This is a genomic window from Amycolatopsis sp. NPDC000009 (genome assembly GCF_055563465.1).
On record NZ_JBVHDI010000002.1, the window covers coordinates 632,159 to 651,035 of the forward strand.

General features: G+C 69.3%; 17 protein-coding genes. 7 read left to right on the forward strand and 10 right to left on the reverse strand.

Going from position 1 to position 18,877, the window contains the following annotated elements; all coding sequences use genetic code 11:
- Positions 1-28 precede the first annotated feature (28 nt).
- Positions 29-1,561, forward strand: coding sequence for a DHA2 family efflux MFS transporter permease subunit (locus ACZ3HL_RS09170; protein WP_465411082.1), 1,533 nt, complete (start codon positions 29-31; stop codon positions 1,559-1,561).
- A gap of 99 nt (positions 1,562-1,660) precedes the next feature.
- Here ACZ3HL_RS09170 and ACZ3HL_RS09175 read toward each other — a convergent pair whose 3' ends face one another.
- Positions 1,661-2,881 (reverse strand): acetyl-CoA C-acetyltransferase, encoded by a 1,221-nt coding sequence (locus ACZ3HL_RS09175; RefSeq protein WP_465411083.1) that lies wholly within the window; start codon positions 2,879-2,881, stop codon positions 1,661-1,663.
- Between the two features lie 178 nt (positions 2,882-3,059).
- Here ACZ3HL_RS09175 and ACZ3HL_RS09180 point away from each other — a divergent pair, with 178 nt between their 5' ends.
- The 5 genes from ACZ3HL_RS09180 to ACZ3HL_RS09200 all read left to right on the forward strand — a co-directional run bounded on the left by ACZ3HL_RS09180 (position 3,060) and on the right by ACZ3HL_RS09200 (position 8,633).
- Positions 3,060-4,430 carry a cystathionine beta-synthase gene (locus ACZ3HL_RS09180; RefSeq protein ID WP_465411084.1) on the forward strand — a complete coding sequence of 457 codons (1,371 nt, stop codon included), beginning with the start codon at positions 3,060-3,062 and terminating at the stop codon, positions 4,428-4,430.
- Positions 4,431-4,663: 233 nt separating this feature from the next.
- Entirely contained in the window at positions 4,664-6,067 is a 1,404-nt protein-coding gene (locus tag ACZ3HL_RS09185) for a hypothetical protein (RefSeq protein WP_465411085.1), read from the forward strand.
- Positions 6,068-6,220: 153 nt separating this feature from the next.
- A complete protein-coding gene (locus ACZ3HL_RS09190) occupies positions 6,221-6,781 on the forward strand; it encodes a hypothetical protein (protein ID WP_465411086.1) in 561 nt (186 codons plus the stop codon).
- Between the two features lie 43 nt (positions 6,782-6,824).
- Positions 6,825-7,424 (forward strand): hypothetical protein, encoded by a 600-nt coding sequence (locus tag ACZ3HL_RS09195; protein ID WP_465411087.1) that lies wholly within the window; start codon positions 6,825-6,827, stop codon positions 7,422-7,424.
- A 51-nt stretch (positions 7,425-7,475) separates the two neighbouring features.
- A complete protein-coding gene (locus ACZ3HL_RS09200; RefSeq protein ID WP_465529848.1) occupies positions 7,476-8,633 on the forward strand; it encodes a cystathionine gamma-synthase in 1,158 nt (385 codons plus the stop codon).
- 130 nt (positions 8,634-8,763) lie between these two features.
- On the opposite strand, the gene ACZ3HL_RS09205 is transcribed toward ACZ3HL_RS09200, so the two are convergent.
- The 8 genes from ACZ3HL_RS09205 to hppD all read right to left on the reverse strand — a co-directional run bounded on the left by ACZ3HL_RS09205 (position 8,764) and on the right by hppD (position 17,446).
- The gene (locus ACZ3HL_RS09205; protein ID WP_126736407.1) at positions 8,764-9,042 is read right to left on the reverse strand and encodes a hypothetical protein; all 279 of its coding nucleotides are present in this window, start codon (positions 9,040-9,042) and stop codon (positions 8,764-8,766) included.
- A gap of 119 nt (positions 9,043-9,161) precedes the next feature.
- On the reverse strand, positions 9,162-10,028 hold the full coding sequence (locus tag ACZ3HL_RS09210; protein ID WP_465529850.1) for a ferredoxin: 867 nt from the start codon (positions 10,026-10,028) through the stop codon (positions 9,162-9,164).
- Positions 10,029-10,055: 27 nt separating this feature from the next.
- Positions 10,056-10,511: a hypothetical protein gene (locus ACZ3HL_RS09215; RefSeq protein WP_350576659.1), complete on the reverse strand. Its 456-nt coding sequence runs from the start codon at positions 10,509-10,511 to the stop codon at positions 10,056-10,058.
- A gap of 63 nt (positions 10,512-10,574) precedes the next feature.
- Entirely contained in the window at positions 10,575-11,015 is a 441-nt protein-coding gene (locus ACZ3HL_RS09220; RefSeq protein WP_465411090.1) for a hypothetical protein, read from the reverse strand.
- The gene (locus ACZ3HL_RS09225) at positions 11,015-15,088 is read right to left on the reverse strand and encodes a WXG100 family type VII secretion target (protein WP_465529852.1); all 4,074 of its coding nucleotides are present in this window, start codon (positions 15,086-15,088) and stop codon (positions 11,015-11,017) included. Before ACZ3HL_RS09225 ends, ACZ3HL_RS09220 begins: the two co-directional genes overlap by 1 nt.
- The gene (locus ACZ3HL_RS09230) at positions 15,088-15,402 is read right to left on the reverse strand and encodes a type VII secretion target (RefSeq protein WP_126737519.1); all 315 of its coding nucleotides are present in this window, start codon (positions 15,400-15,402) and stop codon (positions 15,088-15,090) included. Before ACZ3HL_RS09230 ends, ACZ3HL_RS09225 begins: the two co-directional genes overlap by 1 nt.
- Before the next feature lie 32 nt (positions 15,403-15,434).
- Positions 15,435-15,992, reverse strand: a complete 558-nt coding sequence (locus ACZ3HL_RS09235; RefSeq protein WP_465411093.1) for a YbaB/EbfC family nucleoid-associated protein — start codon at positions 15,990-15,992, stop codon at positions 15,435-15,437.
- 254 nt (positions 15,993-16,246) lie between these two features.
- Complete coding sequence (gene hppD, locus ACZ3HL_RS09240; RefSeq protein ID WP_465529854.1) at positions 16,247-17,446, reverse strand: 4-hydroxyphenylpyruvate dioxygenase; 1,200 nt, start codon at positions 17,444-17,446, stop codon at positions 16,247-16,249.
- A 122-nt stretch (positions 17,447-17,568) separates the two neighbouring features.
- Between hppD and ACZ3HL_RS09245 the strand changes: the two genes are divergently transcribed.
- Positions 17,569-18,042 (forward strand): Lrp/AsnC family transcriptional regulator, encoded by a 474-nt coding sequence (locus tag ACZ3HL_RS09245; RefSeq protein ID WP_034305441.1) that lies wholly within the window; start codon positions 17,569-17,571, stop codon positions 18,040-18,042.
- On the opposite strand, the gene ACZ3HL_RS09250 is transcribed toward ACZ3HL_RS09245, so the two are convergent.
- Positions 18,039-18,842, reverse strand: coding sequence for an MBL fold metallo-hydrolase (locus ACZ3HL_RS09250; RefSeq protein WP_465529856.1), 804 nt, complete (start codon positions 18,840-18,842; stop codon positions 18,039-18,041). The two genes, ACZ3HL_RS09245 and ACZ3HL_RS09250, sit on opposite strands and share 4 nt — an antisense overlap.
- Positions 18,843-18,877: the final 35 nt, after the last annotated feature.

An 18,877-nucleotide genomic window follows, 5' to 3' on the forward strand; every position in this document is an offset into this window, starting at 1 on the left:
ACACCGAACATCAGGGGACGGATTTCTCATGTCAACGCAAAGCCCGACTGCCCCGGGCGGCGACAAACTCGACGCCGGCGTGCTCAAGATCGCCGGCGTCGTCATCCTCGGCGCGATCATGGCGATCCTCGACACGACGGTCGTCAACGTCGCGCTCCAGAAACTGACCATCGAGTTCCAGACCTCGTTCGACACCATCCAGTGGATCGCGACCGGCTACATGCTCGCCCTGGCGACGGTCATCCCGATCACCGGCTGGGCTTCGGACCGGTTCGGCACCAAACGGCTTTACATGACCGCGATCGGGCTGTTCCTGATCGGGTCGATGCTCGCCGGTATGGCCTGGGACGTCGAATCGCTGATCGTCTTCCGGGTCCTGCAGGGCTTCGGCGGCGGCATGCTGATGCCCGCCGGCATGACGATCCTGACCAGGGCCGCCGGACCGCACCGGATCGGGCGAGTGATGGGCGTGCTCGGGGTGCCGATGCTGCTCGGCCCGATCGGCGGCCCGATCCTCGGCGGCTGGCTGGTCGACGCGGTGAGCTGGCGCTGGATCTTCTACATCAACGTGCCGATCGGCCTGATCACCATGGTCATGGCGTGGCGTCTGCTGCCGAAGGACCGTCCGGAGCCCAGCGAGCGGTTCGATTTCCTCGGCATGCTGATGGTCTCGCCCGGTCTGGCGGCGCTGATCTTCGGTGTTTCGAACATCCCGGCGGCCGGCGGTGTCGGCGCGGTGGACGTCTGGCTGCCCGCGCTGGCCGGGGTCGCGTTGCTGGTGGCGTTCGTGATCCGGGCGAACCGGGTGGCGAACCCGCTGCTCGATCTGAAACTGTTCAAGAACCGGTCGTTCTCCGTCGCCATGGTGACGATGACCTTCTTCTGCGTCGCGTTCTTCGGCGCGATGCTGCTCCTGCCGACGTATTTCGTGCTGGCGCGCGGTGAATCGGCGATGAACGCCGGTCTGCTGCTCGCCCCGCAGGGTGTCGGCGCGATGCTGACCATGCCGATCGCGGGCCGGTTCGCGGACAAGATCGGCGCGCGGAAGATCGTGCTGCCCGGACTCGTGCTGATGCTCGCCGGCCTGATCGCCTTCACCCAGATCACCGCGGCGACGCCGTACTGGCTGCTGCTTTCGGCGCTGTTCGTGATGGGCCTCGGCATGGGCGCGACGATGATGCCGATCACCTCGGCCGCGTTGCAGACGCTCAAGTCGGAGGACATGGCGAAGGCGTCGACGGCGACGAACATCCTGCAGCAGACCGCCGGGGCGATCGGTTCGGCGGTGCTGTCGATCATCCTGGCGGCGCTGCTGGCCGGGAAGTTCGGCGTGCCGACCGCGCAGGGGCAGTTGGCCGCGACGGCCGCGGTGATGAACCCGGCGACGCGCGAAGCGGCTTCGGGGCTGACCGCGGACGCGTTCTCGACGACGTTCCTGTGGTCGATGATCCTGCTCGCGCTGTGCCTGATCCCGGCGGCGTTCCTGCCGAAGACCAAGCCCGCGCTGCCGGAGGGCGCGGACGGCGAGGTCGCCACGGCCCCGCCGATCATGACCCACTAGGCGCCGGAAAGGGAGCAAGGGACCTTTGCTGTCACTCGCTTAGCCTGGCTAAGTAAGCGGTAGCAAAGGTCCCTTGCTCTCTTTTCGCAGGTCAGCGGGTCAGGAGAGGCGCTCCAGCACCATCGCCATGCCCTGGCCGCCACCGACGCACATCGTCTCGAGGCCGAACTGCTTGTCGTGGTGACGCAGCGAGTTGATCAGGGTCGAGGTGATCCGTGCGCCGGTCATGCCGAACGGGTGGCCGACGGCGATCGCGCCGCCGTTGACGTTCAGCTTGTCGAGGTCGATCCCGAGGTCCTTGTACGACGGGATGACCTGCGCGGCGAACGCCTCGTTGATCTCGACGAGGTCGATGTCGCCGACCGACATCCCGGCGCGCGCGAGCGCCTGCTTCGACGCCTCGACCGGGCCGTAGCCCATGATCTCCGGCGACAGACCGGAAACGCCGGTGGAGACGACGCGGGCGAGCGGCGTCAGCCCCAGCTCGCGAGCCTTGGTGTCGGACATGATGATCACCGCGGCCGCGCCGTCGTTGAGCGGGCAGCAGTTGCCCGCGGTGATCCGGCCGTCGGGGCGGAAGACCGGCTTGAGACCGGAGACGCCTTCGAGGGTGACGCCGGCGCGCGGACCGTCGTCCTTCGAGACCACGGTGCCGTCCGGCAGGGTCACCGGCGTGATGTCCTTCGCCCAGAAGCCGTCCGCGATGGCCTTCTCGGCGAGGTTCTGCGAGCGGACGCCGAACTCGTCCATCTCCTCCCGCGAAACGTTCTTCAGCCGCGCCAGGTTCTCGGCGGTCTGACCCATCGCGATGTAGACGTCCGGCAGGGCGCCGTTTTCGCGCGGGTCGGTCCAGCTGTCGGCGCCTTCGGCCGCCACCTGCGCGGTGCGGGCCTCGGCGTCGGCGAACAGCGGGTTGTGCGTGTTCGGCCAGGAGTCCGAGCTTCCGTTGGCGAAGCGGGAAACCGTCTCGACACCGGCGGAGATGAACACGTCGCCTTCGCCCGCCTTGATCGCGTGCAGCGCCATGCGGGTGGTCTGGAGGCTGGAGGAGCAGTACCGCGTGATCGTGCAGCCGGGCAGGTGGTCGTAGCCGAGTTCGACGGCGACCGCGCGGCCCATGTTGAAGCCCTGCTCGCCGCCGGGGAGACCACAGCCCAGCATGAGGTCTTCGATCTGCGTCGGGTCGAGTTCGGGGACCTTGTCGAGCGCGGCGCGGACCATCTGCGCGGCGAGATCGTCCGGGCGGATGCTCACCAGCGATCCCTTGCCGGCGCGGCCGATCGGGGATCGGGCGGTGGAGACGATGACGGCTTCGGGCATGGAACGACACTCCCTTGTTTTCGATCCAGACGCGCTAAGCGGTTGCTCACCTCGCATCCTCCACCGGAGGGAGGTGCGGGTCAAAGGCGAACGCGATCCACGCCACTCTTTCGACGACGCGGATCCTCCTCCGGAGTTGAGTGGGCACATCGCGACCTGCGGCGTTTAGGCTGTGGGAGTGGAATACGTCGAGCACATCGTGGACCTCGTGGGCAACACCCCTCTGGTCAAGCTGAACGCACTGGCCGAGGGGCTCCAGCCGCTCATCCTGGCCAAGGTCGAGTACGTCAACCCCGGCGGCAGCGTCAAGGACCGCATCGCGCTGCGGATGATCGAAGCCGCGGAGCGTTCCGGCGAGCTGAAGCCCGGCGGCACCATCGTCGAACCGACCTCCGGCAACACCGGCGTCGGGCTGGCCATGGTGGCGCAGCGCAAGGGATACAAGTGCGTGTTCGTCTGCCCGGACAAGGTCAGCGAGGACAAGCGCAACGTGCTCAAGGCCTACGGTGCCCGCGTCGTGGTCTGCCCGACCGCGGTGGCCCCGGAGCACCCGGACTCCTACTACAACGTCTCCGACCGACTCGTGCGTGAGATCGAGGGCGCCTGGAAGCCGAACCAGTACGCGAACCCGGAGAACCCCGCCAGCCACTACCACTCGACCGGTCCGGAACTCTGGCGCCAGACCGAGGGCAAGATCACGCACTTCGTCGCGGGCGTCGGCACCGGCGGCACGATCTCGGGCACCGGCAAGTACCTCAAGGAGGTCAGCGACGGCCGTGTCCAGGTCATCGGCGCGGACCCCGAAGGCTCGGTGTACTCCGGCGGATCCGGGCGGCCGTACCTGGTCGAAGGCGTCGGCGAGGACTTCTGGCCGGACACCTACGACCGGAACATCGCCGACCGCATCATCGCGGTGTCGGACGCGGACTCCTTCGACATCACCCGCCGCCTCGCGCTCGAAGAGGGGCTGCTCGTCGGCGGTTCCTGCGGCATGGCCGTCGCCGCCGCGCTCAAGCTCGCCGAGGGCCTCGGCCCGGACGACGTCGTCGTCGTGCTCCTGCCCGACGGCGGCCGCGGCTACCTCACCAAGGTGTTCAACGACAGCTGGATGTCCTCCTACGGTTTCCTGCCGCCGGATTCCAGCGGCAGGACCGTCGGCGACGTCCTGACGAAGAAGAGCGGCTCGCTGCCCAGCCTGGTGCACAGCCACCCGAACGAGACCGTCGCCGAAGCGGTGGCGATCCTGTCCGAGTTCGGTGTCAGCCAGATGCCCGTGGTCAGCGCGGAACCGCCGGTCATGGCGGCCGAAGTCGTCGGCGCGGTCAACGAACGCGATCTCCTCGAGGCGCTCTTCACCGGAAAGGCCCAGCTGGCCGACCGGCTCGAGCAGCACATGTCGCCGCCGCTGCCGACCATCGGCGCCGGTGAACAGGTGAGTGTGGCGATGAGCGCGCTCTCGGGCGCGGACGGCGCGCTGGTCCTGGTCGACGGCAAGCCGGCGGGCGTCGTCACCCGGCACGACCTGCTCGCGTTTCTCGCGGGACGGTAAAGAGGCATTTCATCGGATGGCCGGGCCGGGGCGTTACGAGCGGCCCGACCGGCTATCCGATAGCGTGTCCGGTGAGTTGAACTTTTATGTCCTCGTCAAGGGGGTTCAAGACCCAAATGAGTGCTCCGCAGCCACCGAATCAGCCTTGGGGTGGCGCCCAGCCACCGCAGGGACCCCCGAGTGGCCCTCAGCCGCAGCAAGACAACCCGTTCGGTTCCCCGGAACCGACCCAGGTGGTGCAGCCCGGCCAGCCCGCTCAGCCCGACTACGGGCAACCGCAGTACGGGCAGCAGCCCTCCTATGAGCAGCAGTCCCAGGGAGGCGGGTTCGGCGACACGCCGGAGCCCACGCAGGTCGTGCAGCCGGTCCAGCCGGGTTCCGGTGACGCGAACGCGACCCAGGTCGTGCAGCCGGTGAGCGGCGGCGGGGAAAGCCCCACCGCCGAGTCCACCCAGCTCGTGCCGCCGGGTTCGCAACCGCCCGCCATCCCGTACGCCCCGCCGCCGAGCGCGGCCGACAACCCGGCCGCCGGTGCCTACGGCGCCCAGGGCGGCGGCTTCGGTCAGCAGCAGGGCTTCGGCCAACCCCAGCAGGGCGGCTTCGACCCCTCGCAGGGTCAGCAGCAGCCTGGTTTCGGCCAGCCGCAGCAGGGCTTCGGCGGACCGCCCCAGGGCGGCTACGGCCAGCAGCCCGGTTTCGGCGGACCGCCGCAGGGCTACAGCCCCGCAGTCTCGGGCGGTGGCGGCGGGAACCCGATGTTCGGGTTCATCGCCGGCGGCGTCGTGGCGTTGCTCGGCCTGATCGCCTTGATCGTGTCGTTCGTCTACTTCGGTGACGCCAGCGACTACTCGAAGGTCCTCGACACCGCTCCGAACCAGGCGCAGATCGACAAGTTCCTCGACGAGGCGGGACTGGTCGGCCCGGGCGCGATCTGGTTCTACGTGATCATGCTGCTGGTCGGCTCGCTCGCTTCGCTCGCCGGCGGTGTCGGACTCGCCCTCGCGGGCAAGCTCCCCGGCACGGTGAAGAAGATCGCGCCGATCGTCGTCGCCGCCGGTGGTGCGCTGCTGGTGCTGTTCGGCGTCCTCCTGCTCAGCGGTTCGTCCCCGTCGTCGGACTTCCTGGACAAGCTGCCGCCGTCCGCCAGGGACAGCGCCGGTATCGGCGGTGGCCTGCTGCACCTGCTCCTCGGCATCGTGATTCTGATCGTGGGTGTGCTCGGCCTGATCCCGGCGACCGCGCAGTTCGTGGGTCTCGGTGGCGGCGGTTCGGTGCTCGGTGCCCCGCAGAGCGGCCAGCCCGGTGGGTTCGGCGGTCCGCCGCAGGGTGGCTTCGGCCAGCCGGGTCAGCCCGGCCCGTACGGCGGGCAGCCGCAGGGCGGCTTCGGCCAGCCCGGCCAGCCGCCTTCGGGTGGTTTCCCGCAGCAGGGGCAGCAGCCCGGTGGTTTCGGGCAGCAGCCCGGTCAGCAGGGTCCGCCCAGCGGTGGTTTCGCCCAGCCGGGCCAGCAGCAGGGTGGCTTCGGTCAGGCTCCGCAGCAGCCCGGTGGTTTCGGGCAGCAGCCCGGTCAGCAGGGTCCGCCCAGCGGCGGTTTCGGCCAGCCGGGCCAGCAGCCCGGTCAGCCCCCGCAGCAGTGGTGATTCGCCACCACTGAACGGCTTCACTCGAAACACCCCCGGCCCGCGGCCGGGGGTGTTCCGTTTTCGCCGGGGTATCCCCGATTCGCCTGCCACGGCCAGGTTCCGCGGGCTAGGGTGAGCGCCGTCAACCCACCCCTGGCCGACGGGAGCGACGTGACCGGTCCGTACGGATATCCCGCCCAGCAGCCCGGACCGCCGGCCTTCGGGTATCCGGCTCCGCAGGCCAGGCCCTCCGGGGCGACGGCGATCATCGCCGCGGTGCTCGGTCTCGTCGGTGCCCTCGCGTCGGGCTTCATCCCGATCCGCTACTTCATCGAACTGCCGTCGGGGTTCAGCCTCTCGAACCTGCCGGGCTTCGCGCTCGTCGAGCTGGTGCTCTACCTGCTCGCCGCGTTGTTCCTGCTGATGGGCGCGTTGACGACGTTCTTCCGGTCGTTGATCGGAGCCATCCTGCTGATCCTCGGCTCACTGCTCGCCATCCTGGCCGTCGTGCTGGAACCGATCGCCTTCCGCGTGCCGTACCGGATCCACCTCGACATCCTGCTCCGGTTCGCGACCTTCGACGGCGTGCTCCGCCTGGCCATGGTCGTGTTCGGGCTGCTCGCGCTGCTGCTGGCGGTTCTTCCGCCGACTTTCCGGTATCTGCGCTGGCGGCCCGCGCCGGTGCAGCCGTACCGGCCGCAGAACCAGTTCCCCCAGCAGGGCGGATGGTGAGATCCGGCGTACTTCCCGGGCAAGGAATCCGACAGGGGGAGAAATGACCTTCCAGCACTACCCGCCGCAGGGATACCCGGCACCAGGTGCGTACCCGCCGCCGGGAACGATGCGGCAGCCGAGCGGCGCCACCGCGATCATCGCCGGGATCCTCGCGATCCTGGGCGGGCTCTGGTTCCTCGCCGGGCTGGCGTCCCACATCATCGAGCTGTCCCACTACGTCATTTCGTTCCTGGTGGTCGGAGCGGCGCTGGACCTCGTCAGCGCGGCTTTGCTCCTGGGCGGCGGGATCATGCTGCTCCTGCGCAAGCGGGCCGGACGGGTGCTCACCGTGATCGGAGCCGCGTCCGCGATCGGGTTCGTGGCGCTGACCTTCCTGCTCCGGGCGATCGGCTCGCATTTCTACTTCTCGTACGGCGGGGTGACCCTGCTGTTCGGCTTCGGCTGGCTCCTCTTCGTGGTCCTGATCCCGGCGATCGCGACCCTCGTCCTGGCGCTGGTCCCGCCGACGGCGCGCTGGCTGGCGGCCAAGCCACCGGCCGGTGCCGCGCAGCCGCCGAACTTCGGATATCCGCCGCCGCAGCCCGGATACCCGCCGGCCCCCGGTGCCCAGCAGCAGGGACAGCCGCCCGGGCAGTGGTGAGTTCGATCCCAGACGATGGGATCCGGCAGGGGTGGTCGTACCCTTGACGGTATGGCCGACGATTACTCTCTGCTGGGCTTCGAGACGCGCGCGATCCACGCCGGGCAGACCCCTGATCCCCGGACCGGCGCGGTCATCGTGCCGATCTACCAGACCTCGACTTACGCGCAGGACGGCGTCGGCGGCACGCGTGAAGGCGACTACGAGTACTCCCGCACCGCGAACCCCACGCGCACCGCGCTGGAGGTCGCGCTGGCGGCACTCGAAGGCGCGCGGCACGGTCTGGCGTACGCGTCGGGGATGGCGGCCAGTGACGTCCTGCTGCGGGCGACCCTGCGGCCCGGAGACCACCTCGTACTCGGCAACGACGCGTACGGCGGCACGTTCCGGCTGATCGACAAGGTGCTCAGCCTGTGGGGCGTCGAGCACACCGTCGCCGACCTCGGGAACATCGACGAGGTCCGCGCGGCGATCCGGCCGGAGACGAAGCTGATCTGGTGCGAGTCGCCGACGAACCCCATGCTGGGGATCGCCGACATCGCCGCGCTGGCCGAGGTCGCGCACGGCGCCGGCGCCCGCCTGGTCGTCGACAACACCTTCGCCACCCCGTATCTGCAGAACCCGCTGTCGTTGGGTGCCGACGTCGTCCTGCACTCGACGACCAAGTACCTCGGCGGGCACTCCGACGTCGTCGGCGGCGCGATCCTGACGAACGAGGACGAGCTGCGCGAGCAGCTGTTCTACCTGCGCAACGCGGCGGGCGCGGTTCCCGGCCCGTTCGACGCGTGGCTGACCCTGCGCGGGATCAAGACGCTCGCGCTGCGGATGGAGCGGCACAGCGACAACGCCGAACTGATCGCCCGGATGCTGCTGAAGCACCCGAAGGTCGAGCATGTCTACTACCCGGGCCTTCCGGAGCACCCCGGCCACGAGGTCGCCTCGAAGCAGATGCGGCGCTTCGGCGGGATGATCTCGTTCACCCACATCGACGGTGAGCAGGCCGCGCTCGACGTCGCGTCCAAGACGAAGCTCTTCATCCTCGCCGAGTCGCTGGGCGGGATCGAATCGCTCATCGAACACCCGGGCCGGATGACCCACGCGAGCACCGCCGGGTCCACCCTGGAGGTGCCGGACAACCTGCTGCGCCTGTCCGTCGGCATCGAGGACGGCAGCGACCTGGTCGACGATCTGGCCAAGGCCCTGGGCTGACCGCCGCCGAGCCCAGGCAGTGAGCAAGGGACCTTTGCTCCCACTCGCTTAGTCAAGCTAAGTAAGTGGGAGCAAAGGTCCCTTGCTCTTTCGCGCTGGTCAGCGCGGTGTGGTGGGAGGAATCGCCCGGTTATGGGCGGTAGTTGCTGGGCGTGACGCCGCTCTTCGCGTCCGCCTCGTGCGAAGTCCCCTTCGGCACGGCGGGCAGCTCGGAGCCGTCGACGCAGCCGCCGACGAGTTCGATGTGGTTGTCGTGCCGGATGTACTGGCCCGGATCGACGCAACCGGCGCGGTCGACCGTGTACACGGCGGCACCGGTCAGGAGCGCGGCCGAGGTGAGAGCCAGCACGACCGGGAGCATCCCGGCGGAACGGGTCGCCCGGACCCTGCCGATGTTCCCCCGTGCCATGTGCGCTCCCTGGTCGCCTTCGCCGCCGCCATCAAGAGTACCCGGACCGTGAACTTGTCACGTGACGTATCCGTCGGATGGCATCATCCGGCCGCGGATCACCCGCGGATCACCGCGTCCTAAGTGGACGGTTGACCGGTGATCGCGGCGACCGCGAGTTCGCGTTCGGGCTCTCCGACCTCGGGCAGCGTGAACCTCAGCGCCCGGATATGACCGAGCAGCTCGGGATCGGGCGCCACGTCGTGCTCACGCAGGTAGTAGGCGACCGCACCCGGCCAGTACCACCGGCCGTCGGTCCGGAAGTTCAACGGCACCAACGGTTCCCTGTCGGGATCGAAGGCATCGGCGTCGTAGCTCCGCGACGCCAGCACGACCGGGGCGCCGTCGAGGTACTCCAGCACGCGGTCCCGCTCAGCCGGGGTGAGCGGCTCACGGTTCACCAGCGGACGCCCGGACTCGTCGAGACCGTCGTAGACCCGCGGCGACTTCAGCGCGTCCGGGGTCTCGGCGAGAGGTGTCGCCACCGAAGGCTCGGCCGCCGGCGCGGTGTCGAGCCCGGCTCGCTGCCGCAGCCACGGCGGGATGTTCTGCTCGGCGCGCGGGAAGAAACGCAGTTCGTCCTGGAAGCCGATCGGTGGCGGCGCCTGCCGCCACGGCGGCTCGACGTCCACGAGGAAGTCGGTACTGAGCACGGCCGCCGATCCGTAGACCAGGATCGCGCTCAACCAGGTCCCGCGGCCTGGCTGGTACATCCCCGCCCGCAGGTTCCCGAGCAATTGCACGGCTTCCGGGCTCGGCTGTACCGGCCGCGGCAGACCGTCCTGACCGGTGACGAGCAGGTCGACCTCGACATGCCTGCCCGCCGCCCGGTATTCGACGCGCATCTGCTGCCAGCCGGGCGGCAACGGCGTCGCGAGGGCATGGCCGATCTGCCAGACGAGCTGCTGTTGCTGCTGCTGGTTCAACGGCACTTGTGGTCGGCTCATGTCCCCTCACTCACGCGACTGACGAACTCACTGGGTCTGGGCACCCGAGGCGGCCAGACCGCGTTTGAACCATTCCGGCATGAACGCCTCGCCGCGGGGGAACCGTTCCTGTTCCAGCGCGAACTCGTCCGGGGAGGGGTACGGCTGGAAGTCGGGCTCGTTCTGCCAGTTGTACTGCACCCGGAACCGGGACGGCGGTTCGATGACGAGCCTGGCCGAGAACCAGGTTCCTTCGCCTTCCTGGTACATCCCGCCGCGCAGGCGCTGGAACATGCGCCACGTCTCGACGGACGGTTCCCACACCTGGTAGGTGCCGTTCGGGTCGAGCACGCCGACCGCGACGTCGATGTTCTTGCCGACCACCCGGTAGTCCAGCACCACCTCACGCCAGCCCGGCGGCAGTGCGCCGACCACCGACAGGGTGATCTCACCCAGAAGCTCGTTCTGGGCGACGGGGTCGAGCTGAGGCCATTGAGCAGCCATCCGGTAAAACCTCCTCGTGGTCGCCGCCTCGGTAGCGGCGACCCATCATGGCACGGTGCGGGTTCAGGCCGGTGTGTCCCGCGCGTCTTCCAGTCGCGCGCCCTCGGTGAGCAGATTCCTCAGCCACGGCGGGATGTGCTCGTCGTCGCGCGGGAAGGCTTCCAGGTCACGCGTGAAGGTCGCCGGGTGCAACGGGGGCCACCATTTCGGGTCCTCGTCGAAGTTGAACGAGAACTCCGGAGCCGCGCCTTTTTCGAGCACCAGCGTCGCGGAGAACCAGGTACCGCGATCCGGTTCGTACATCCGGTCCCGCAGCTCGCGAAAGCCTCCACGCACTTCGGCGGGCAGGTCGACGTCCCCGCTCCGCCCGTCGGCCAACCGGATTTCGGTGGCGTAGTCGTAGGCCAGCACCGTCGCGGACACCTTGAGTCTGATCCGGGCCCAGCCTTCCGGCGCGGCCTTCGCCAGCGCCGACACGATGCCGCCGGTGAGTTCGTCCGTCATCACGATCCTCCGTGCCCCTTGTACCGGTCCCGCGGGCCGTAGTTCACCTTGGAGGGATCATTCGGGAAGTCCCGTTGTTTCGTCTCACGGGACAGCTCGATCGGTTTGCCGTCCGGGCCAAGGACGAGATCGCCGTGTTCGTCGACCTTGTACACGACTTCCTGCCAGCGCATCGTCACATTCTCCGGAACGCCGTTACTGTCGCCTTCCATCCGGACCTGGTAGTTCTCGATCTCCTGGCCGGGCCGCTCGGCGAACTTGCCGAGCTCGACCTCCTGCGCCCGCCACGATGCGTCGTAGATCCAACCGTCCTTGTAGTTACCACTGTTGGAGCCGGCCATCTGGGGATGCATGTTGATGTACTCGCCGGGGCCACCCATCTCGTTCGCCGCGAGGTGACCGCCCGCCCAGCGGACGGGTTTGTGCTCGTCTCCGTAGTCGGGATGGTTCTTGTAGGCCTTCTTGCCTTCGGCGTTGGACCTGTCCTGCGAAGCCTGGTCCCGGAAGTCCTCGTTCTGGCCGCGGAAGGCCGGGTCGCCGGTCATGGCCGTCGGCTTCCCGTTCGCGCCGACCTCGAAGGTCCATGCCTTGTCGGGGTCGTTGAAGTTGGGGACCCGGTACTGCGTGCCGGGCTGCAGCGGGTAGCGCAGGTCGGGGTTGTGGAACGGCTCCTTGGTGCCGGGAGTCGCTTCGACATGCGTCACCTTGCCATCGGTGTCGGTGAAGAACCGGGTGGTCGCACCGTTCTTGTACTCGACCTTGTACTCGGCGTCGCCCGCGAGCGGCTTCTCCCCGCGGAGGGCCTGCGGGACCCCTTCGGAGTCCAATTTGGAGTTCTTGGTGCGAGGTTCCACCTCGTCGATGACGCGAGGCGAATCGACCGGATCGTGCCCGTCCGGCCGGTTCCGCTGCCCGGTGAACTCCGCATCGTCCCGCCGGTTCCAGTCGGCGAACCGCTCGTTGAACTCCGGCGAATCCCGGCTGATCGTCCGGGGTTTGGGAACGTCGTCGTACGGCGGATGACCGGCGTCGTCGCCGTCACCGCGGCTGCGGGCGCTGTCGGCGTCCACGTCCTGCTTGTCCGTGTGCGACGTGTCGGGGGTGAAGCCGTCGTCGCTCGCCCGGCGGGCGGTGCCGTCGGGGCTGTGGACGTCCCATTCGCCGTTCGGCGGGATCTTGGGCCGGGGCCGGCCGTCGGGGCCGATCTCGTAGTCCGACGAGAAGACGCGCCCGTTCGAGTCGGTCCACGCAGGCTTGCTCGGCGCCATCACCTCGGTGTCGAGTTCCCGCGACAGACGGCGCGCGAAATCGTTCGAGCCTGCGTCGCAGCCGATCAGGCGGACCGGACGGCCGTCGTAATCCCCGTTGCGCCGCAGGATGTCCGCGAACTCTTCCGGGGTGTAGGTGCGGTTGCCGATCCGGGCGTGCCCGTCCGGCGTGACGTGCACGTCGACGGTGTAGCGGCCGTCCGGATCCGGCTGGACCCGGTGCGGCAGGTCGCCCATGTCCGAGTCGCCGCGGTGGTACGAGCTACCCGCGGGGGTGCTCTCCGAATGCCGTTGGTTGACCTCGTCGGACGTCAGCGGACGATCCGGCTCGCCGTCGGGGCCGCGGTCGTGCGGCGTGCTGTCGGGATTCCCGTTCGGGTCCTGGCGCGGTCCGTGCCCGTCGGGGCCGTGACCGTCCGGCGAATGCGGCGGCCCGGAGTGGCCACCGGGGCCGCGGCCGCCCGGACCGGTGTTGCCTGGACCCGTGCCGCCGGGCCGGTTGCCAGGGCCGTGCGTGCTCGGTGAGCCGGTGTGCGGCTGGGCGCCGGGACCGAACTCGTTGCCCCTGGCGACCGGCTGCGGCTGATGCGGCTGGTTCGGCCGTCCGCCGGGGCCCGTCTGGCCGGGACCGCGGCTGGGGCCGGTGTGGGTGTCCGGGGTGCGCGGGGCGTTCGTGTCCGGGGTGCGCGGTGAACCGGGTGTTCCCGTCCAGCCGCCACCCTGCGGCCTGCCGCCGGGCGAGCCCGGGGTGCCGCCGGGTGTGCCGCCCGGAGCGCCTTGCGGCGGCATGCCGCCGGCGACCGGCTGACCCTGCGGCGGGACACCGTGCGAAGCGTCGCCACCGGGACCGCCGCGCTGCGAAGGCACGTGTGACGGGCCGGCGTCGCCGAGACGCGGTGCGGTGGGTGCGGTGCCGCTGGTCGTCGTTCCGCTGTCGGTCGGCCGGGTGGGGCTGCCACCGTCGTTGCCGCCGTGGTGGCCAGGTGACGGGTCCGACCGCGGGGTGGGCGAACCGCCGCCGTCGCCGCCGTGCGTCCGGGGCGAGGCGCCGCTGTCGGGGGTGTGGCTCTGGGGCCCGCTGGTGTCGGCACGGGTGTGCGGTGCGGGGGACCCGTTGTCGGGGGTGTGGCTGGGCGTGCCGCTGGTGTCGGCGCGCGTGTGCAGTGCGGGGGAGCCGCTGTCGGGGGTGTGGCTGGGCGTGCCGCTGGTGTCGGCGCGCGTGTGCGGTGCGGGAGAGCCGCTGTCCGGGGTGTGGCTCGGGGAGCCGCTGGTGTCCGCGCGGGTGTGCGGGGTGGGGGAGCTGCTGTCGGGGGTGTGGCTCGGGGAGCCGCTGGTGTCGGCGCGCGTGTGCGGAGCGGGCGATCCGCCGGTGTCCGCGCGGTTCGGGCTGGGCGAGCCGCCATCGGACGTGCGGTTCGGGGTGGCGGAATCGCCGGGTGAACCACCGTCGGACCGGGTGTGCGGCGTCGACGTGTCGGAACGGGCGGTGCTGGGGGAACCATCGCCACCGGCGGAGTTTCCGTCCGAAGTGGACGGTCCGTCGCCGGTCCGGTTGGGGGAGCCGCCGTCGGAACGGGTGGACGAACCGCCGCCGTCACCACCGCGGGTGGTGGTGGACGGGGTATCCCCGCTGGACCCGCCGTTCGAGCCGGAATCGCTCGAACCGCCGGAGCCGTTGTTCGGGCCGCTGTTGGTGTCGCCGGAGTTGCCTCCGGAGCCGTCGTTGGGGCCGCTGCCGGTGTCGCCGGAGTTGCCTCCGGAGCCGTCGTTGGGGCCGCTGCCGGTGTCGCCCGAGTTGCCCCCGGAGTTGTCACCGTTGGAGCCGCTGCCGGAACCGTCGCCGCTACCGGACCCATCACCGGAACCGGAACCGTCGCCGTCCGGGCCGTCGCCGGAGCCCGAGCCGCCACCGCCCGTCCCACCGGATCCGCCGCCGCTGCCGCCGCGCTGGATGAACCCGCCCGGTTTGATGTTCTTGGTGTTGATCACGTCGAGGCCGGTGACCTTGCCCGCGATCTTGCCGAAGATCTTGATGATCTTCTCGAAGACGTCGACCAGCTTGCCCAGCAACGGCGAGACCCGACGCATCGCGTCGCAGAGTTCCTTGAGCTTGTCGGCGATCTTCGCGGCCCACTTGGCGATCGCGGTGACGGCCTGCGCGACCACCACGGGCGTGCCGAAGCCGAGGGAGAACACCGTCTCCATGACCCACGCGATGAGCTTGCCGACCGCGTCCGCGATCAGCTGGCGGATGAACTCGCGGACGAATGCGACGATCTCGCCGAAGATCATCACGACGGTGCTGATCCCGCCCGCGACCGTCGCCGCGCCGCTGATCGCCTCCGCCTGCTCCGCGGCCTGCTTGCGGTACTGGTCGGCCGCGTCGCCCGTCCAGCCGGACGTGCCGTTCTTGACCGCGTTCGAGAATTCGACCTGGGTGTCTTCCAGTTTCTTGGCGACGTTGCCCCAGGTTTCCGAGTACGACTGGATGACCGGCGGATCACCGGCGACCGCGTCCAGCATGTCCTTCAGCGGCTGCATGTGTTCCATCAGGAACGATGCCACCGACGACATCAGGTAGCCGAACGGGTCGATCGCGGCGCTGGCCATCTCGCCGGCGAGGCTCAGCACGCCGAGCCCGCCGCCGATCCAGTCGCCGTTCGAGATCCCGTTGAAGGCGTCCATGGCCGACTCGGCGACACCGATGCCCGCCGCGTAGCCGTACTCGCTGTTCCCGGCCGTCAGCGGTCCGGGGCCGTCGCCGTCGGTCGGTGCGTTCGCGACGAGCGGGTTTCCCTCGGGCATCAGTCGGGCACCTGCACGTTCTTGAACTCGGCGGCGAAGTTCTCGTCCTGCGTCTGGTAGGCGTTCGACGCGGACCGCACGTTGTTCGCCACCGTGGTCGCGGCCTCGACGGCCTTGTTCAGCGCGTTGATGCCGAACTCCTCCACCGGGTCGAGCATCATCCGGAACGGCTGGCAGATGATGCCGTACGCGTCGGTCGGCATGCTCACCTGCTGCGCGGCGTCGACCGCCGTGCGCAGGCCGTCGGCGATGCCGTCGATCTGCTTTGCGTGCGCGTCGAGGTCGGCGCCGAGCTCATAACCCTTGCCTGCCATGGTTTCTCCCCTCTACCAGGCCGGATGGACGTCTACGAAAGGATGCTGCCGCCGAAGTCGTCGTCATCGTCGTCCTGCGTGCGGCGGCGGCGCGGGATCGGCTTCGGCTGAGGTGGGTTCTGGGCCGGGTTCGCCTGCGTGGACGGCGGCGGGGGCTCTTCCTCCTCCGGGCCGAAGCGGTGGTGCCGCTCGGGTTCCGGCGGTGCGAGGTTCTCCTCCGGCGGGGCTTCGGGGAAGGTGCTCTGCGCCTCCGCGATCACCCGGTTCGCCGTCTCGTCGGTGGTCCCGACCGTCTCGGCCATCGCCGCCTGCAGCAGCTCCGGGATCCGGGACTGCGCGAGCTGGACGAGGCGCATGACCTGCGACGAGACCTCCGCCATCCGTTTGCCGCTCGCGGCTTCGGAGATGACCAGGTTCGTGAGCAGGCCCTTCGAGTCGATCGTGACCTCGATGGTGTTGTCCTTCGACCGCTCGGTGACGGTCTGGCCCTGCATGCGTGCGGCCATCGCCTGATAGCGCGCGGCGGTCTCCTGGATCTGCTTCGTCCAGTTGTCCACCATGCGTTCGCTGGCGTCGACGTTGTCCGGCATCGGGACCCTTCCAAAAGCTGCATGCTGACGTCTTCACACTGACGGCCCGAAGGAGCCTTCGGTTCCGGAGTGCTCGAAGTTTAGTTCCCGTCCGGTCTACCACCCCGCGCCGACAAAGTCGGCCCCGTCACGTAGCGAAAGGGCCCCTCACCGCACGAAGTGCGATGAAGAGCCCTTTCACGCCTTGCGAACTGCCGGGGTCAGAGGTTGCCGCGGCGCCGCGCCGATGGCGCCGCGCCGATGGCGCCTCGCCGTTAAAGATTGCCTCGGCGCTCCTGCTCACGCTCGATGGCCTCGAACAGGGCCTTGAAGTTGCCCTTGCCGAAGCCGAGCGAACCGTGCCGCTCGATGAGCTCGTAGAACACCGTCGGGCGGTCGCCGATCGGCTTGGTGAAGATCTGCAGCAGATAGCCGTCCTCGTCGCGGTCGACCAGGATGCGGTGCTCCTTGAGCTTCTCGATCGGCACCCGGACCTCGCCGATCCGCGCACGCAGCTCCGGGTCGTCGTAGTAGGAGTCCGGGGTGTCGAGGAACTCGACGCCCGCGGCGCGCATCGCCTTCACCGTCGCGACGATGTCGTTGGTGGCCAGCGCGATGTGCTGGCAGCCCGCGCCGCCGTAGAACTCGAGGTACTCGTCGATCTGCGACTTCTTCTTCGCGATCGCCGGCTCGTTGAGCGGGAACTTGACGCGGTGGTTGCCGTTGGAGACCACCTTGCTCATCAGCGCCGAGTACTCGGTCGCGATGTCGTCGCCGACGAACTCCGCCATGTTCACGAAGCCCATGACGCGGTGGTACCAGTCGACCCAGTAGTCCATCTTGCCGAGTTCGACGTTGCCGACGCAGTGGTCGACGGCCTGGAACAGCCGCTTCGGGGCGCCTTCGGGGCGGACGACGCTGCTCTCGCGCGGCTGGTAGCCGGGGAGGTAGACGCCGGTGTACTTCGACCGGTCGATCAGCGTGTGGCGGGTCTCGCCGTAGGTCGCGATCGCGGCGATGCGCACGGTGCCGTGTTCGTCGGAGACGTCGTGCGGCTCCTCGAGGACGGTGGCGCCCTGCGAGCGGGCGTGCTCGATGCACCGGTCGACGTCGGCGACCTCGAGCGCGAGGTCGATGACGCCGTCGCCGTGGCGGCGGTGGTGGTCGAGCAGCGGGGAGTCGGGCTTGACGCCGCCGGTGATCACGAAGCGGGCCGAGCCCGACTTCAGCACGAACGACTTGCGCTCGAAGTTCCCGGTCTCGGGGCCGGAGTACGCGACGAGCCGCATGCCGAAAGCGACCTGGTAGAACCACGCGGTCTGCGTGGCGTTGCCCGCGATGAACACCACCGCGTCCATCGACTTCACCGGGAAGGGGTCGGTCGAAGAGTCGTGGTCGACGAGGCCGACGAGCTGACGCAGCTGGTCGTAGCTCACGTCGTCAAGAGCACCCTGGGGTTCCACTGTGTGCGTCATGCCCTGAAGCATCCGAGCGCGTGACAAAATGCGCAACGGTCAAGAATTTCACTGCGCACTATGTCCAGTCGAGGGCCGGGTGGCGCAGTCAAAGTGGACAACCTGTGTAGGAGGTAGGCCCGATGTCGGAAGCGCTCGACGCGCTGGACGCGCGGCTGCTGCTGTTGCTCACCGACTCGCCCCGGCTCGGCGTGCTCGAATGCGCCCGCCGTCTCGGCGTCGCGCGGGGCACCGTGCAGGCCAGGCTGGACCGGCTGACCGAACGCGGGATCCTCGGCGGGTTCCCGCCCGAACTCGACCTCGCGGCGATGGGATACGGCCTCACCGCGTTCGCCGTCCTGGAGATCGCGCAGGGCCGCCGGGCCGAGGTGGCGGAGGCGCTGTCCGCGATCGACGAGGTGTGCGAGGTCTACGCGACGACCGGTCAGGGCGACCTCTTCGTGCGCATGGTGGCCCGCAACAACGACGACCTGCAGCGTGTGGTGGACGAGGTGGTCGGCGCGCCGTACGTGCGGCGGACGTCGACGTCGATCGCGTTGTCGACGCCGGTTCCGCCGCGCGTACGGCCGCTGCTGGAACGGCTGGCGCGGAGCTAGCCCACCTGGCTCAGATACCGCTTCGCGGACCGCTGGACCGCCTCGTGCCCGTCGGTGCGGATGATCGCGTCCCACCAGGCGCCGTAGATCGCCTCGAACTCGTACGGTTCGAGCATCTCGGCGGCGCGGCGGACGACCTCGGGACGTTCCGGGATCAGGTTCGGGTAGCTGTACATCATGCCGACGAAGCGCCGGTCGGGGATGACCTGCAGGATGTCGCCCGACAGCACCGCGCCGCGGCCGTTTTCCCCGTCCGGCCAGTGCAGCACGGTCCCGCCGGCGAAATGCACGCCGAGGTTGATCAGCCGCAGGTCGGGGGCGACGTCGAGGGTCGTGCCGCTCCACAGCTTGATCGCCGGATCCGGCCTGCCGATCCACTGCCGGTCGCCCTCGTGCAGGTAGACCGGCACGTCGAAGGCATCGGCCCACTCGACCATGGTGGTGTAGTAGTGCGGGTGGCTGATCGCGATGCCGGTGATCCCGCCGAGTTCGCGGACCTTCGCGACGAGGTCGTCGTCGATGAAGCCCGCGCAGTCCCACAGGAAGTTGCCGGATCCGGCCTTGACCAGCAGCGCCCGCTCGCCGATGGCGAAGTTGGGAGTGGATCCGACCCCGATGAGGCCGGGTCCCTGCTCCTCGATACGAGCCGTGTACGTGCCGCTCGCGCGGACGGTGTTCAGATCGGTCCACCGCTGTCCGGCCTGCGGGACGTACTGACGTTCGTCCTCGCAGATCGGGCAGTCGGACCTCGGTTCCGCGTACTGCATGCCGCAGGCGACGCAGATCGGTAGCTCGCTCATCGTTCCCTCCAGAATTCTCCGGAGGTCACGCTAAC